This is a genomic window from Hanstruepera sp. CR43 (genome assembly GCF_055227665.1).
Map to the genome: position 1 here is coordinate 2,305,158 of NZ_CP200078.1, position 18,097 is coordinate 2,323,254.

An 18,097-nucleotide genomic window follows, 5' to 3' on the forward strand; every position below is an offset into this window, starting at 1 on the left:
TTTAGTTAATAATCAGTTGTTTGGTTACAGAACTATTATTGGCGTCTATTTTAACAAGGTAAAGACCATTTGAAATTTTTGAAACATCAAATTCATGATTGGCATCAAATTGTCCTTTTTCCTGATAAATTAGTTTTCCGGTTGTATCATAAATAGTTAAAGCATCAATAGACTGATTGATTTTAAAAGTATCACGAGTTGGATTTGGATAAAGTTGCAAGCTGTTAATTAATTCTATGTTATCAACACTTAAGGTTGCTGATGCATTTCCATACATTCTGAATTCACCTGGAGGTATGTTAAAGGGAGCTGTGGTATTGCTTACATTGATAGAAGAACTACCAGTGTCATCCATCAAATCATACCACGTACCTGTGTAAGGGAAATCCGGTACTATATTTTGCGCAACGACATCAAAATTTGCTAGGATAACCACATTTTTGAGTTCTGTACTTGGAAGTGCATCATCCCAAATAAAAATACGCGGTGTTAAATCTCCTGAATCTATAGAGTAATTTCCTTCAAATACAGCTTCTTGGATTTTTAGAGCATTCAATCGAGCCCAATCATTATAAATTTGACTTCTGGTAGCATCTTCTGGCCAGTTGTTAATCCATTGTGGTTGTGGTTTGGTGTCAAGTTTGCAATCGCCATCAGTTCCTCCAGGCTCATTGACACTTCCATCATTGCAAGTGAAAATAGAGTTTTCCATTCCCAATTCACCAAAATGCCAGATCATTTTTGGTCCTGGAATGGTCAAAGTAACAGCACCTAACGCCGACATTCTTTCTAGAGCAGTGTTCAGGTCTCTTACATCATGCCCAGCAGAATTGTTTCCAAATTGTAGATTTCTATACATCAGGCGTTCTTCATCATGACTTTCTGCATATCCTACTAGTCTGGGTGCCGAAAAGCCTCTTGACTCATGCCCCATTCTATTTATGTTGGCAGGATAACCCATAGTTAATTCATTGTAATCATGGTTCATAATACCCCACATCATGATACCTTTTCCTTCGCCTATCCGATAATTAGCCCATTGTTGCTCTTCACCATCCTGACCAAGATGTTCAAAAATAACATAATGATCAGGGTCCAAACTCCAGGAGTAATCAGCATATTGTTTCAGGATGTCCACACGATCTTGTTGATAGGAGTTTGTACAGCCTTCATCACTTCCAGAACAATTTTGGGTGAATCCTTTGGTTAAATCCCAACGAAAACCATCAATTTTAAATTCTTCAATCCAATGCTGAACAACACGCTGCACATAATTTTGTGTCATAGGTTGTTGATGATTAAAATCATTTCCAACATTATAACTATGTCTGGCTGTTTGGTTAAAGTATGGGTTTTCACTACTAGGGCCTCCCCAGCCATCACCATCTGGATCATCCATCCACATGCGTACCATAGGGTTTCTGCCAAAAGCATGGTTTAACGCAATATCCAAAATGACTGCAATACCATTTTGGTGACAGGTGTCAACCAACTCTTTGAATTTGGCTTCAGTACCATAAAACTTATCTAATGCCATGTGGAAGGCCGTATTATAGCCCCAGCTTTCATTGCCTTCATATTCCATGACTGGCATTAATTCAATTGCATTAATGTTTAAGTTTTTGAAATAATCTATTTTGTCAATTAAGTCTTGATAATTTCTATCTCCATCAAAATCTCTAATTAATACTTCATAAATTACGAGATCTTCTTTTTTAGGCTTGTTAAAGTTTGTAACCTGCCAATTGTATTCTGTTTGTCCTGTTTGAAGCACTGTAACTTCACGTTCTTGACCAGCAGGATAGGCTGGTAAATCAGGATAAGACGAAGTTGGAATCCAAGGGTCATCAAAGGGTGATAGCACCAATGTAGAGAAAGGATCCGCTGTTTTAACTTCATTAGGTGAATTACTTACAGGACTATTGTCATAAATCCAATATTGATAAGTATTAATCTCACCAGGAGTCAAACCAGTAACTTCTAACCAAAATTTAGAACTAGAAGGGTCTTTCTTCATTAAGTGGGAACTGTAAGGATTCCAGTTGTTAAAACTTCCGGCCAGAAAAACAAAATCTTTATTGGGAGCATCTACCACCAAAGTAGCTTTAGTAGGGTCAGAATCATTGTAGTTGATACCATCAACAAGACCATCAGGAAGTGCCTCAAGTGTTAAGCTGGCAATAACCACTTCAAAAGCGGCTTCACCAGATTCAGTAGACCCAAAAGGTGTTCCAACAACCCTCATAGTACCAGATTCAGTAACGTTGGTAATAGTCGTGCCATAATTTGGAAAACCTGTTCCAGTAGCTAAAGAATTGTCATTTAAAAAGACCTCAAAATTACCAACTTCGGTGCTGCCACCTGAAATCATGTAGGCACTAATTGGGATACTGCCGCCAGATTCTATAATGACGGTATCTGAAGTTGGATTGTTGAGTATTAATGTTACAATACCAACATAGAATAATTCATCTTGAGATTGTTGCGCGCCATCATCACTTTTAACAAGCATACCAATTTGTCCAATGCCAGTATCATTGAAAAATAATGTAGGTGTCAATGTAAAGGTATAAGTACCATCATTGTTATTAGTGAACTTTTGGACTTCATTTGAGTTTGTCCAATCGCCGTTTGTAGGAGAATCACCAACTTGATTGCCATTGGTGTCAAAATACCATGACCATAAATAAATATCTTCGCCGTCAGTACTTCCCCATATGGAAGCATCTAAATTCGATACTGTAATCGTAATCTCCTCATTTTCTTCAAATGCTGTGGGAGATATATCAAATACAACATCGTCTTGTGTTTGTGCAGATAAAACTAATGCGAAGAATAAAAAAGGAATAGTGAGTAATTTATGTTTCATAGCTTTTTAATAAAAAAAGGCTATGGAAACCCATAGCCTTTTAAGAAATTATTGTAAGGTTATTGTTTTATTAACAGTATCCATAGTTAGGGTATAAGTTCCAGGTGTTCCTATGAACCTAAAGTTGCTGTCGCCATCATTCGCGTTTTCAAAATTGGCATCTATAGTGTAACCTTCACCTTCATAGTAAGGAAAGTTGAAACTTGGAGATGCCCATTCTAATGAACTATCAGTGAAAAATCTAAAAGCATCATTGGCAAAAGTAACCTCTGCTGAATAGATTCCAGCACCTGTACAAGGGAAAGCTACTGGAGTATCCCAAGCCCAACCAGCATCAGGAACACCAGCACCAACTAACCAAAGTTGATCAAACTCGCAAGTTGTTTGCGGTGGACCTAAAGTAATAGTTTGATTAATTGTATCAACTGTTAAGAAATATTGACCAGTAGTTCCAACAAATGCAAAGTTATTGTCACCATCCATAGCATCTACAAAATCAGAATCAATAGTGTAACCCTCACTTACATAATAAGGATAATTAAAACTTGGAGAAGCCCATTCTAATGTAGCGTCAGTAAAGAATCTAAAATTATTATCTGCACCACCATTATTTTGAAGGTTTACATTGCCAGAATATACACCGTTTCCAGTACATGGTAATTGAACTGGAGAGTCCCAACCCCAACCAGCATCAGGAACGCCAGCTCCAACTAACCAAAGTTGGTCAAACTCACAGTTAGGGCCTACAACTGGAGGTCCTAAAGTAATGGTTTTGTTTTCCATATCTATTTCAAGGAAATATTCGCCAGCTGTACCAACAAATTGGAAATTACTATCACCATCATTAGCATTTACTAAATTGGCATCAATAGTAAATCCTCTGGACTCATACCATGGGTAGTTGAAACTATCAGGGCCCCAATCCATTTGAGCAAAGAATCTGAAGTTTCCACCATTATCAGGTGATAAATTAACATTACTTGAATAGACTGATCCTTGAAGTAAAAGTTCCACTGGAGAATCCCAGCCCCAACCAGCATCTGGTAATCCTGCTCCCACGCCATAAATAACAGGTAACAAGGCAGTTTCGTAAGGTGTAACAGTTATGGTTATAAAATCAGAAATACGTTCTAAATCACCACTTGCCGTTTCAATAACTGATCGAACTCTCAAGTCCAATGTTCCAGCCATATCAACAGCAAGACCAAGGTTTAATGCGGCATCATTCAGTTCACCATGAATGGTTTCATCCATTCTTTCGGAAGTTGTTCCAATGTTTTCAACTACAGCAAAATCAGTACCTGCTGTAGCAGCTTCTAAATAATATGTAATAGGAACAGTTGTGTTATCTGAAAAATCTGGATCATCCCAAGTCACTGTTATTGCATTTTCATCTTCTGTAACATCAGATAAAACCAAAGCAAATGTACTGTCTGGACTTGTTATTATAGGATTTGATTCAGGATAAGTGCTTAAAGCTAAAGAAATAGCATCTGTGAATTGACCTCCAGCATTGACTCTAAAGTATAATGATGTTTCCTCAAAAGCAGGAACTTCATAATCCAGTAATAGAGCATTTAAACTTTCAACAGATAAAGAAAATGTATTATTAGAAGAAGAACCAATTGTTACAGATTCGGTAAACTCTTCAATTCGAAGACATTTCAATAGAATAACTTTCTGCATTGGTTACATTATCTTCCCAAACAATTGTAAGGGCTATGTTTTGCTCATTTTGATTATCTAAAAATAAAGTAGAACCGCTGTTGGGAGATACAATCGTAAAATTATCATCTGGGGTGACAAACCCGAAATCATTTTCGTCATTACAACTAACAACTACAAAAAGTAGTGTTAAAAGGTAAATTGTTTTTAATAAATTTTTCATAGCTAATTAGTTTAATGTCAGGGAATAAGTGTATTCTCTAGGGTTTGATAAGTCTAATACTACATGGTAATTTCCTGCTGTCCCATCAAATGTAAGATCGCCACCACCTTGTAAAAAGCCGTCATCATCAACAGTTCCCAAATCAAATTGCCCCCATTCATTATTCCCTCTGAATTTGAATGGGCCAGGAGATAAATCGATGTCTATCTCTAAAGTTTGGTTAGCGCTGTTGTAAACAAAATCTGTATCTGAATCCCAACCTGTTGGCGTAGCCGCACCAATGATGCCCCAGCTTACTGATGTGGCTGAGTAAGTTAGTTCGTTTGTATTAGCAGTTACATAGTAATATCCAGCAGTACTTGCATTACAATTAACTTCGTCATCAACGACTAAAGTGCCATTGAAATTTCCATCATCTCCCCAGTCGATGTTACCCCATTCGAAATCACCTGTTCCATTAGGAGCTACAAATTTATATTCGCCATCTAACCAGAGATAGCCAACATAATCAGTTTCTCCAAAAGCCGAAGATGCCAATCGAGGTGCAGTCGGAGGATCCCATCCTTGATGGTTACCTGGAACTGCTATTTTTGGTAAATCCGTTGTAAAAGGCGTTACAGAAATAGTTACAGTATCAGAATATTGAGGTAGTTGACTCGGGTCACCTACTGTTGATTTAATTCTAACGTCCACATTACTTGATGTAAATGGCTGTAGTCCAAGTGCACTAACAGCAGCATTAAAATCTGAAATGCTCATCGTAAAATAAGTATCGCTAATGGTTGCCAACGTTCTGGCATCACTAAAACTACTTCCATTAGTTGCTATCTCAACAGAATAGTCTACGCCAGTTGGTGTACCATAACTTGAATGATCCCAACTGAAAGTAATGGCAATATTTGTTTGCTCCTCTAAAGGGTTTAAAATAAACTCTTGACCATTAGTTGGCGTATTTATCACACTGGCTCCCTCTGTGGTTAAGAGGAGTTTTTCGTCGTCATCGGAACATGACCCTAGAATTAATGCAAATGCAAAAAGCCATGTTATTTTAAGTATATTTTTCATTTCCTTCATTTTTTAAATTAATATCCAGGATTTTGTTGAAGATTTGGATTGGCACTTAAGGCTTGTTCCGGAATTGGAAAAACATTATAGTGCACAGGGATTGAAGCACCATTTTGAACGTTTCCTTTCCAAGGCCACAAATAGCTACTTCCTGTAAACATTCCAAAACGAATTAAATCGGTTCTTCTGTGACCTTCAAAATTCAACTCGCGACCTCTTTCATCGATGATAAAATCCAATGTTAATTGATTCATAGTAATTGGATCGGCTGAAGATCGTGTTCTAACATTATTTACTAATGTCAAAGCTTTGTTCATATCTGCACCTGCAGCACCTTGAAGAGCACATTCAGCATACATCAAGTTGGCGTCTGCGAGCCTGTATAATGGAAAATCAGTACTTGAAAAAGATGTTGTTGTGGTTGATGTAGAGTTGTATTCAGTATTTCTGAACTTAATAGATGGATATCCATCCGTCCATTCTCTGTAATCAGTCATAACATAATTATGGCCTGATGTCCAAAATAAAGCTGCACGAGCATCATTTGAAGTGCCTAAATCACCAAATAGACCATACCAAGCTTCTGTAGCTCTATGCCCCTGCCAACCTTCAGCTGCGCCAAAATCTGATAGTGTCATCGTATCAGAACTCAAACTACCATTAACGATATAGGTGGTGTTCCCAAAACTTTGACTGTTAACGGCATCAGCAATCAAAGGGAAAATAATTTCCGGTGATGTATCATTATCGGCAGAAAAGTTTTCTAAAAAATTTGGTGCCAATTGATAACCGCCTTCATCAATGACAATATTCAAATAAGATAAAGCTTCAGAATATTTACTTACCCCAATATAGACTTCAGCATTGATATACAATTTTGCCAATAACATGGCAGCTGTAAATCGATTCGCACGACCATAACCATTGTCTGGCGACATAATTGGTTGTATTTCCAAGAGTTCTCTTTCAACAAATTCAAATAGTTCTCTTCTGCTGTACTCTCTGATTGGATCGGTTTGATTTAAGTTTTCTTCGGTTACCAATACGCCTTTTCCAAAAGCATCAATTATATAAAAATAGGCTAGAGATCTCAAAAAGCGAGCTTCAGACAATGCTTCCTCTGTATCAGCTATGTTAGCTGTACTCAAAATACTAATCAGATTGTTACATTGCGGAATAGTATAATATGCTCGATTGTATAAGTATCTAAAAAACTTATTGTTCGCATCCCAATCCGAGCAAGTGGTCAATTGATCTAATCCGTCATCGCCCCATCTGTTTTTCATCCCATCTGCAGTAAAATCCTGAAGATTGATAATACCTCTTAAGAAGGGCGACTCACCTGGATCATCACTAATATCCGAACTACCAGGTCCATCTGGACCTGAAAGTGCAAAAGAAGCATAAAGTCTAGAGACAATACCTTCTACGGCATTAGGGTCTTGAGCTAATATTTCCTCTAAAGATAATTCTACTTTAGGTTCGGTGTCTAAATCATTGGTACATGACGATAGCAACGTCATGGCCAAAATTCCTGTTAATAAAAATATTTTTTTCATAGTTTGTTTTTTAAAAGTCAAAATTAACACCCAATGTAAAGGTTGTTGGTCTTGGATAGAAATCACGATCGATACCTCCAAAATTTTGAGGATCCATACCATCATAATCTGTAATGGTAAAAGGATTAGTTACCGCTCCATACATTCTTACGTTACCATTTTTAATCATATTGTCAAAGGTGTAGCCCAAAACAATATTATTACATCTTAAAAATGTGGCATCTTCTAAATAGTAATCTGAAAACTGAATGTTACCATTCACATTTTCAAATGCAGGATCTGCTGAACCATTATAAAAATTTAGTGCGTTTGTAATGCTGTTATTGTTAGCTGGCACAACGGCTTCAGTAAATCCAAAGTTCATTTTATTGAAGTTATAAATATTACCACCAATTTGCCCGATAAAACCAGAATTGAAATCCCAGTTTTTGTAAGATATATCTAAACCAAAACCATAAGTCCAGTTAGGCGCTATTTGAACATGATATCTATCATCATCATTAATGACATTATCACCATTTAAATCAGCAAATGCACCCGGAATTGGATTTCCATTGCTGTCATACAACTGCTTAAATACTGATGCACTTTGCGCTTGTTGACCAACAACATCACTTAATAAGAAGGCTCCCGTGCCTCTTAACGCACCACCTCTATTAATATCAGCTTGACCACCAATATCAACTATTTCATTATAGACGTAACTCAAGTTACCATTTAAAGATACGGATAAATCATCAGTTTGAACAGGGTTTAACACTAAATTTAATTCAAACCCTTTGCCTTCAATTTCACCAACGTTTTTCACGAAGGTGTCAGAAAACCCTTGTCCTGGTGGTACGTTCACACGCGCCAATAGATCCTTCGTTTTTCGTTGATAGATATCAAACGAACCGGTAACAAAATTGTGTTCAAAGAAGCTAAAATCAACTCCTAGGTTATAAGTCGTGGTCTTTTCCCAAGTTAAATCTGGGTTGTAAGGTAAGGCAGAGTATAAACCATATCCTGGAAGATATTGGCTATTGGCTCCTCCGGCAGTAAATAATGGGGTTGTTGGGTAATAGCCTACAATTTGCGAAATGTCATTTTGGCCTGTTCTACCCCAACCAAGACGAATTTTGAAATCATTAACGAAATTAACATTCTGCATAAATTCTTCACTGGATACCTTCCATGCAAAAGCGGCAGCAGGGAAAAAGCCCCAAGCATTTGAATCCCAAACATCATCAAGTACAAATAATGATGATGCATCCGCTCTTAATGAAAAAGTAAATAGATAGCGGTTTAAAAGATCAACATTCGCTCTTCCAAAGAAAGATTGTAAATTATACTCATTATAGTAACGATTATTCGGGTTTGCAGGATCATATATCAATTCTCGTTGCCCAACTAAATCATTGTCATCATCAGTTTCACTGTCGTCTACATGATAGCGATATTCCCTTTTGGTACCATCATTCTTGAAATTTTGGTATGAATAACCAGCCTGAAGATCAAATTTGCTAACAAATTTATCATCATACAATTTAGTATACTGTAAAAATGCATCCATGGTTGTGTTGGTGATGTCTTGATTTTCAGCATAGTTTTCGCCTGGATTAAACAAGTAATTGTCATCAATATCAAATTGATAGGTCGCAGCTGCATTATCGTAAAACGTTTCAGTAATTTTAGATTTTGAAGCGTCTAAACCTAAATTGACAACGGCTCTTAAGCCCGGTAAGAAATCAAAGTTATAATCTAATTCCAAGTTACCTAAAAAACGCGTAGCACGTTCAGGACGTTCCCGTTGTTCCAATAAAGCTAATGGATTCCATTGTCCGTCAAGAATTAAACGGTTTCCATCTTGATTGGTATTGAAATAATAACCGCCAAAGCGATTGTCCGGGGCGTAATTGTAAACTGGCTTTGTTGGGTCAAAAACCAATGATCCTCCCAAAGCGCCACCAGCATCCACTGCATTTTTATCAGCATAAGTAGCTTTCGCATTTAAAGTAACCTTTAATTTATCATCGAAAAATTTTGGTGATAAATTAATAGAAGCTGTTACACGCTCATAGTCATCGGTTTTAACAACACCTTCGGCATTTGTATAACTTATGGAGCCTCTAAAAGGTAATGCATTAAACAAGTTGGCTCTGGCACTAAAGTTTGTATTGGAAGTAAAAGCTGTTCTTAAAACATTGTCTCTCCAATCCGTATCATAGATAGCACGAGGACCACCAGGGGTATCGATTATTTGAGAAATGCTTTCATTTGTTTGAACGGAACCTAGAGGAACCCCCAATTTATCAACTAAATCAGGATGGTATTCCTGAATAAATCTGACATAGGTATCACTATCCATCATGTCCAATCCTTCACCGGCACTATTTACCGAAATATCGGTCGAGAAAGTGAATTGTGGCTCACCAGATGTCCCTTTTTTAGTAGTTATGATAATAACACCATTAGAAGCTCTGGCACCATAGATAGCTGTCGCCGAAGCATCTTTTAAAATAGAGAAACTCTCTACGTCATTTGGGTTTACCAATGATAAAGGGTTGCTAACCCCAGCTGGATTAATATTTGAAATAGGCACTCCATCAATTACAATAAGAGGGTTGTTGTTGCCACTCAAAGATGAGCCTCCTCTTATCCTAATATTGGGAGCTGAATCTGGTTGGCCACCTGAATTTGTAATTCTAACACCGGCAACTTTACCATTGATTAATTGATCAGTAGAAACAATATTACCTTTATTAAAATCTTCGTCAGTTACTAGGGAAACAGATCCTGTAGCATCTTCTTTTTTAACGCTACCATATCCTATAATAACGACTTCGTCAAGTTGAGCCGCATCTTCATCCAGAACAGCATCAAGGCGTGCTTCGCCATTGAAAATAATTTCTTTAGTCACATATCCTATATAGGAAAATACTAGCACATCTCCATTGTTGGCTTGAATTTGATAATTACCGTCAAAATCTGTGGATGTACCTGTTGTAGTACCTTTGATTATGACATTCACTCCAGGTAAGGGCAATGAAGAGGTTTGTTCAGTTACTGTACCAGTTACCATGTTTTGACCAAACATAAAGGTTGGCAAAACCAATAATAAAAACAGTATACTATTAATTGTTGTTTTCATATAAAGCTTTTGAATTAGTCTTAATTATATTCACTATATTTCCACTTCTCGATGTTAAATCTATGTAAATATTATGTAAAAAAAAGGAGCAGGATTACGATATCCGCAGCGAAAACGTTTTCGTGTTAACAACTTTTTAAGAAATCCATTATTTCAATAGGAAAAACATCTGAAAACACTAATTTGTCCTATATTTATTGAACAAATTCAACGAATGAAAAGAAAGATAACACTCAAGCAAATTGCACGTGAATTGGAAGTGTCAATTTCTACGGTTTCGAAGGCCTTGCGAGACAGCAAGGAAATTAGTGAAGATACTCGAGAAAAAGTCCAGGCATTTGCTAAATTATATAATTACCGACCTAATAATATAGCCTTAAGTTTAAAGAACAGAAAAACCAAAACAATAGGTATTATTATACCCGAAATTGTACACCATTTTTTCTCAAAAGTCATTAGGGGAATAGAGTTGGTTGCCAACAAACAAGGGTATAATGTAATCGTAGGACTTTCAAATGAATCATTTGATAAGGAGGTTATCAACATGGAAATGCTTGCGAATGGTAGTATTGACGGTTTTATTTTGTCTATTTCAAAAGAAACTCTTTTGCAACAGGATTATCACCATTTCAATGAGACCATAAGCCAAGGAATGCCTATAGTCATGTTTGATCGTATCGTTAATGAAATTCATTGTGATAAGGTTATTGTTGATGATGTTAAAGGCGCTAAAAAGGCTGTCGTGAAGCTGGTAAATAATGGTTGTAAACATATTGCTATCATTACAACCAAAGATTATGTGAGTGTAGGTAAACTACGTACTCAAGGCTATCTGGAGGCTCTTGAGGAAAATAAAATACAACCTAAAGCAAGTATGATTCTTAAAGTTGATGACAGACTGGTTTCTGAAGACTATTTAGATGTGTTGGAAGATGAGATCGAACAATTGTTCAAGCAAAATAAAAAGCTTGATGGTATTTTTGCAGTTAATGAATTGTATGCGATTACGGCCATGAAGGTAGCTCGCAAATTTGGAAAACAAATTCCCGATGATATTCAGGTTATTGGGTTTACAGATGGCGTGCTATCAAAACACGCCACACCGAGTTTAACTACTGTTAGTCAGCACGGGCAACAGATAGGGGAAAAGGCTGCTGAATTACTAATATATAAGTTGGAGCATGAAGAAGAGGAAGATCATTATCAAACAGTCGTAATTGAAACTGAATTGATAGAACGGGAATCAACAAAATGAATTTTAACATAGCATTTTTAAAAACTTTTATATATTTACACCCGAATCAAAACTTATATTTTCACTTCTCACCATAAGTTTTGATAAGTAATTAAGCTTGTCAAAATAGTATTAATTTAATTATACTATTATGAAAAAGCGCATGCTTGGTTTTTGGGAAATTTGGAACATGAGTTTCGGTTTTCTGGGAATTCAATTTGGATTTGCTTTGCAGGGAGGCTTTATGTCTCGAATTTTTCAAACACTTGGAGCTGAAAAAGATGCTATACCCCTGTTGTGGATTGCAGCACCTTTAACAGGTCTTTTAGTACAGCCCATTATAGGATATTTAAGTGATAGGACTTGGCATCCCAAATTAGGTCGTCGTAGACCTTATTTTCTTTTAGGAGCCATTTTAAGTTCTTTGGCTTTGTTCTTTGTGCCGCATTCTTCTGCATTATGGGTAGCGGCAGGATTTTTATGGATTTTGGATGCTTCCATTAACATTTCAATGGAGCCATTTCGAGCACTTGTAGCTGATAAATTGCCCAATTCACAGCGATCCTATGGTTTTGTAGTGCAGACTTTAATTATTGGAATTGGGACATGGGTAGCCAGTAATTTACCTTGGATGGTATCACAACTTGGCGTCAGTAATTCTGCAGAATCAGGAGTCGTACCCATGTCGGTAAAAGTAGCCTTTGCAATTGGCGCATTTGTGTTTTTAGCTAGTATTCTTTACACCATTTTTACAACTCAAGAATATCCGCCAGAGGATATGGAGGAGTTTGAACGTGAGAAAGCTAAAAAAAATCAATTCATACCTGACATTTTAAATAATATTGGCAATATGCCCTTAACTATGAAGAAATTAGGTGTCATCCAGTTTTTTTCGTGGTTTGCATTTTTTACGATGTGGAGCTTGGCTAATCCAGCTTTAACGGAGCATGTTTTTAAAACACCAGCCCCTGTTGAATCTGCATATGATATGAATCTCCCTAATCAAGTTGAAGCGTTTAATTTAGCTAATACCGCCTTTCAAGAGTCTTCTAATGCCGTAGGTTCGGCAATGGGCGTTTATGGGCTGTCATCTATGGCATTTGCGCTGTTATTGACTTTTTATACTTCCAAAAGACGAATCAACAGAAAGCTGGTTCATATGGTTTCATTAATGTTGGGCGGTTTAGGGTTTTTAATGATGAATTATACATCACCTGAAAATTTAAAATATTGCTTTGTTCTCATTGGTTTTGCGTGGGGAAGTATTCTGTCTATGCCATACGCTATGTTGTCGAGTGCAGTTGATCCGAAAAAGATGGGTGTTATTATGGGTATTTTCAATATGTTTATTGTAATCCCTCAAATTATAGCGGCTTTGGGAGGAATTAACTACGTTTCAGGGTTATTAGGTGAAGAAGCCATTAATGCCATGACTGTCGCGGGAATAAGTTTAATGATTGCTGGCTTGTGTAATCTGTTGATCACTAACAAAAATGCCATAACCTATCAAGCGGAAGAAATTTAAATGATGTTAAAAAAAGGATTCATATTTGATTTAGACGGTGTCATTGTCGATACAGCAAAGTACCATTATTTAGCTTGGAAAAGACTTGCAGAAAGTCTCGGAATTCGTTTTACTGAAAGGGAAAACGAACAGCTTAAAGGTGTGAGCCGTGTTAAATCGTTAGAAAAAATTCTGGAGTGGGACAATAAAACCATTTCAGAAGATGAATTCATGAAACTTATGGCGTTAAAAAATGATGATTATTTGACTTACATCAACAAAATGGATGAAAACGAGATTCTTCCTGATGTTTCTAAAATTCTAGACTTTTTAATGGAAAGCAATCAGAAAATTGCTTTGGGCTCGGCAAGTAAAAACGCCAAAAAAATATTAAAAAAAGTAAACCTTATTTCTAATTTTCATGCTATTGTTGATGGGAATGATGTCAGTAAGGCAAAACCAGATCCTGAAGTGTTTCTTATTGGGGCAAAACTATTGGGAAAAAAACCAGAAGAATGTATTGTTTTTGAAGATTCAGTAGCTGGTATTCAAGCGGCCAATAGCGCTAATATGATTTCTATCGGGATAGGAGAAACAGAGGTGCTTCATGAAGCAGACTATATTTTTAAGGATTTCACAGAGATCTCAACAGATTTTATTAAAGAATTAATTGAAAAATGAATCAAGATTATATAAAACCAGATAATTGGTCCATTATAGAAGAGGGTTTCGACGCAGCTCGTGTGAAGTCCTCCGAGAGTTTATTCAGTATTGGAAATGGAGCTATGGGACAACGTGCCAATTTTGAAGAAACCTATTCTGGTGATACATTTCAGGGTAGTTACATAGCCGGAGTATATTATCCAGATAAAACGCGAGTGGGTTGGTGGAAAAACGGTTATCCAGAGTATTTTGCCAAAGTATTGAATGCACCAAACTGGATCGGTATCAATGTGAGTGTCAATGGCGAGGTTTTGGATTTAAACACCTGTAAGAAAGTTGAAAACTTCCGTCGAGAACTTAATATGAAAGAAGGTTGGCTCTCCAGAAGTTTTGTTGCTACATTGCCTAATGACATTCAGGTTAAAGTAGAAACACGCCGATTTTTAAGTTTAGAATTTGATGAGGTTGGTGCTATTAACTATGAAGTGACACCATTAAATGGTAATGCCAAAATCAGCTTTTCACCTTATGTGGATTCGGGTATTACAAATGAAGACACCAATTGGGATGACCAATTTTGGAATACCACCAAGCTGACACATACCTCACAGCAAGCATTTATAGAAGCGCACACTATGAAAACCAATTTTCATACCTGTACGTTCATGCAATCGCAGTGTTTTGTAGATTATATTAATACTGAAATAGAGCCTGTAATAGAACAGACAGCACAAAAGGTAGCGTTTACTTATACGGCTTCAATAAATCAAAATCAAACATTTAGTATTCATAAAATAGGTGGATACACCGTAGACAGAAACCATAGTAAGGACACCTTAATATCAGCTGCTAAAGAGGTTTTGAAAAAAGCAACTGATTTAGGTTTTGATGGTTTGATGGATATTCAAAAACAAGCTTGGTCTCGTATTTGGGACATGGCCGATATAACTATTTCAGGTGATGTCAAAGCACAGCAGGGAATACGTTTTAATATTCTACAATTAAATCAAACCTATTTAGGTAAAGATGCCAGACTCAACATTGGTCCAAAAGGATTCACAGGGGAGAAATATGGCGGTAGTACCTATTGGGATACAGAAGCCTATTGTTTGCCTTTCTATATGGCAACTAAAAACCAAGATGTAGCACGGAGTCTGTTGGAATATCGTTATCATCATTTGGATAAGGCCATAGAAAATGCTGAAAAATTAGGTTTTACAAATGGTGCTGCCTTGTATCCAATGGTAACTATGAATGGTGAAGAATGTCATAACGAATGGGAAATCACTTTTGAGGAAATTCATCGTAATGGGGCTATAGCTTTTGCTATTTTTAATTACTATCGTTTTACTGGAGATTACAGTTATATTCCTGAAAAAGGATTGGAAGTTTTAATTGGAATCGCCCGATTTTGGCATCAACGCGCAACCTTTTCAACTGATAAGAACAAATATGTGATATTGGGTGTTACAGGACCAAATGAATATGAAAATAATGTTAACAATAACTTTTACACCAACTATATTGCAAAATGGTGTATTGATTACGCCATTGAAAACATAAACAAAGTAAAATCTGAATACAGTTCTGATTTTACGAGGATAATGAGTAAGGTCAATCTTTTTGAAACCGAAATTTCTCAATGGCAACAAGTGGCAGATGAAATGTTTTTCCCATATTCTGAAAAGCATCAGGTTTTTTTGCAGCAAGATGGCTTTTTGGATAAGGAATTAATTACGGTAGATAAATTAGATAGCACCCAACGTCCTATCAACCAATTCTGGTCTTGGGACCGAATTTTACGATCACCTTATATTAAGCAAGCCGATACCTTGCAAGGATTCTACTTTTTTGAGGATCATTTTTCTACTGAAGAACTAGAAAGGCATTTTGATTTTTATGAACCATATACGGTTCATGAAAGTTCACTATCCCCTTGTGTACACAGTATTCAAGCGGCTAAATTGGGTAGAATGGAACAAGCCTATACCTTTTATTTAAGAACCTCACGATTGGATCTGGACGATTACAACAAGGAAGTTCACGAAGGTTTGCACATTACCTCAATGGCTGGAACATGGATGAGTATTGTAGAAGGCTTTGGAGGTATGCGTGTAAAAAACAACACATTGAGTTTTGAACCACGAATACCAAAACAATGGGAGGCATTTTCTTTTAAAATCAACTTCAGAAATCAGATATTGAAAGTTAATGTAACTCAAAACGATACTAGTTTTGAAATAGAAGGGAATGAAGAATTACAAGTTTTCGTGAACAATGAGTTGATTACAATTTCTCCCAATAATTTAGTAACTGTTTAATTATGTTTAGGGCAATTAAGCTAACATTTCTTTTTGTGTCATTGTGCAGTTTGCTTAATTGCAGGCACGAAGAAAAATCATTGCCCCTAAATAAGAATGATGAATTTGTACCACAATGGGCAAAATCGGTTGTTTGGTATCAAATATTTCCAGAACGGTTTAGAGATGGTGATACTTTAAACAATCCTACCAAAGAGGATATTATTGGAGCTGACCCTAAAGAATTACCCAAATCATGGAAGATTCACCCTTGGGGTAGCGATTGGTATGAACTACAAGAATATGAAAGGATTAATGGGGAACCTGAAATGTGGAAACATCTATTGCGCCGACGATATGGTGGAGATTTACAAGGCGTTATTGATAAGTTGGATTATCTGCAAGACCTTGGTATCACAGCAATTTATCTAAACCCTGTTTTTCAATCACCTTCATTACACAAGTACGATGGTGAAAGTTATCATCATATAGACCCAAATTTTGGACCGGATCCCGAAGGAGACAGAGAATTAATTGCTAAAGAAGATCCTCTAAACCCATCAACTTGGGTATGGACATCAGCTGATGAATTGGCATTGCAGTTAATTGATGAAGCTCATGAAAGAAAGATGAGAATTATTTTTGATGGTGTCTTTAATCATCTGGGCTATAATAGTTTTGCCTTTCAGGATGTTATTAAAAATCAAGAAAAATCCCCTTATAAGGACTGGTTTATTATAAAATCTTGGGATAATCCTGAAACAGGAGAAGGATTTGATTATGAAGGATGGTTTGGGGTAAAGTCACTTCCAGAACTAAAAGAAGATAGTACAGGAATTGTCAAAGGTCCTAAAGAGTATATTTTCAATGCAACCAAAAGATGGATGAATCCTAAAAATAAAGGCATTGAAAATGGCATAGATGGTTGGCGATTGGATGTTGCGTATTGTATTGGTCACCCCTTTTGGAAACAATGGAGAGCTTATGTCAAGTCGATTAATTCGGAAGCTTATCTAACTGCTGAAATTGTCGATACAGCCGAGAAAGTCAAACCTTACATGCAAGGCGATGAATTTGATGGAGAAATGAACTATAATTTTGCTTTTGCATCGGCAGAGTTCTTTTTCAATCCGGATTCGTTAAGAATTTCTGCAAGCGAATATGATAGTAAACTGAAAGAGTTAAGAGTATTGTACCCTGAAGGCGTGGCATATGTATCCCAAAATCTTTTTGGTAGTCATGATTCCAATAGAATAGGATCACACATCGTAAATAGAGGTATAGAAAACTTTAGAAACTGGGGAGCCTATTTTGGTGTTTCACAAGCTATTAACAATGCAGAATATTCTCCTAGAAAACCTCATAAGGATGATATTGTTCTACAGAAACTCTTTGTAATCATGCAAATGACCTATGTAGGTGCACCAATGGTTTATTATGGTGATGAAGTTGGTATGTGGGGAGCAAATGATCCGGATTGCAGAAAACCCATGCTTTGGGATGATACTATTTATGAAGATGAAGTCTATAATGCTGATGGCAAAACAAAACATGAGCCCGATAAAGTCGCCATAAACAACGAATTGTTTGAACATTACAAATCATTGATAAGTATACGAAATGATAATCCTACTTTACAATTTGGGTCTTATAGAACTTTGTTAGCAAATGATACAAAGGATGTTTTAGTATTTGAAAGGGAGTTTCAAAATGAGAGTATTATAGTGGTACTTAATAATTCAAGTAAATCGCAAACAATATCGGCTCCTGAATTGAATGACGGTTGTTTTGAAGACATACTCAATTCCAAAATCATTAATAATGATGACCCGATTGAAGTAAAAGCGAAATGGGGATTAATTTTGAAAAAATGCTCTTAATATAT

11 protein-coding genes are annotated in these 18,097 nt (G+C 36.5%); 5 read left to right on the forward strand and 6 right to left on the reverse strand.

Features of this window, described 5'->3' with window-relative positions; all coding sequences use genetic code 11:
- Nucleotide 1 precedes the first annotated feature (1 nt).
- From ACKXGU_RS10515 to ACKXGU_RS10540, 6 genes are read right to left on the reverse strand one after another with little or no spacing between them, the layout of a single operon-like run.
- On the reverse strand, nucleotides 2-2,869 hold the full coding sequence (locus ACKXGU_RS10515) for an alpha-amylase family glycosyl hydrolase (RefSeq protein WP_463465275.1): 2,868 nt from the start codon (nucleotides 2,867-2,869) through the stop codon (nucleotides 2-4).
- Between the two features lie 48 nt (nucleotides 2,870-2,917).
- Nucleotides 2,918-4,555 carry a SusE domain-containing protein gene (locus tag ACKXGU_RS10520; protein WP_463465276.1) on the reverse strand — a complete coding sequence of 546 codons (1,638 nt, stop codon included), beginning with the start codon at nucleotides 4,553-4,555 and terminating at the stop codon, nucleotides 2,918-2,920.
- Nucleotides 4,518-4,757, reverse strand: a complete 240-nt coding sequence (locus ACKXGU_RS10525) for a hypothetical protein (protein ID WP_463465277.1) — start codon at nucleotides 4,755-4,757, stop codon at nucleotides 4,518-4,520. The genes ACKXGU_RS10520 and ACKXGU_RS10525 overlap by 38 nt, the downstream gene beginning before the upstream one ends.
- Nucleotides 4,758-4,763: 6 nt before the next feature.
- Nucleotides 4,764-5,822 carry a SusE domain-containing protein gene (locus ACKXGU_RS10530; RefSeq protein WP_463465278.1) on the reverse strand — a complete coding sequence of 353 codons (1,059 nt, stop codon included), beginning with the start codon at nucleotides 5,820-5,822 and terminating at the stop codon, nucleotides 4,764-4,766.
- Nucleotides 5,823-5,839: 17 nt separating this feature from the next.
- Nucleotides 5,840-7,381, reverse strand: a complete 1,542-nt coding sequence (locus ACKXGU_RS10535) for a RagB/SusD family nutrient uptake outer membrane protein (RefSeq protein WP_463465279.1) — start codon at nucleotides 7,379-7,381, stop codon at nucleotides 5,840-5,842.
- Nucleotides 7,382-7,391: 10 nt separating this feature from the next.
- The gene (locus ACKXGU_RS10540; protein WP_463465280.1) at nucleotides 7,392-10,511 is read right to left on the reverse strand and encodes a SusC/RagA family TonB-linked outer membrane protein; all 3,120 of its coding nucleotides are present in this window, start codon (nucleotides 10,509-10,511) and stop codon (nucleotides 7,392-7,394) included.
- Between the two features lie 214 nt (nucleotides 10,512-10,725).
- Between ACKXGU_RS10540 and ACKXGU_RS10545 the strand changes: the two genes are divergently transcribed.
- From ACKXGU_RS10545 to ACKXGU_RS10565, 5 genes are all read left to right on the forward strand, one after another.
- Nucleotides 10,726-11,766, forward strand: a complete 1,041-nt coding sequence (locus ACKXGU_RS10545) for a LacI family DNA-binding transcriptional regulator (RefSeq protein ID WP_463465281.1) — start codon at nucleotides 10,726-10,728, stop codon at nucleotides 11,764-11,766.
- A gap of 130 nt (nucleotides 11,767-11,896) precedes the next feature.
- Nucleotides 11,897-13,270: an MFS transporter gene (locus tag ACKXGU_RS10550; RefSeq protein WP_463465282.1), complete on the forward strand. Its 1,374-nt coding sequence runs from the start codon at nucleotides 11,897-11,899 to the stop codon at nucleotides 13,268-13,270.
- Between the two features lie 3 nt (nucleotides 13,271-13,273).
- Nucleotides 13,274-13,930, forward strand: coding sequence for a beta-phosphoglucomutase (gene pgmB / locus ACKXGU_RS10555; RefSeq protein ID WP_463467428.1), 657 nt, complete (start codon nucleotides 13,274-13,276; stop codon nucleotides 13,928-13,930).
- Complete coding sequence (locus ACKXGU_RS10560) at nucleotides 13,927-16,233, forward strand: glycoside hydrolase family 65 protein (RefSeq protein WP_463465283.1); 2,307 nt, start codon at nucleotides 13,927-13,929, stop codon at nucleotides 16,231-16,233. Before pgmB ends, ACKXGU_RS10560 begins: the two co-directional genes overlap by 4 nt.
- A gap of 80 nt (nucleotides 16,234-16,313) precedes the next feature.
- Nucleotides 16,314-18,092, forward strand: a complete 1,779-nt coding sequence (locus ACKXGU_RS10565; RefSeq protein WP_463465284.1) for a glycoside hydrolase family 13 protein — start codon at nucleotides 16,314-16,316, stop codon at nucleotides 18,090-18,092.
- Nucleotides 18,093-18,097: the final 5 nt, after the last annotated feature.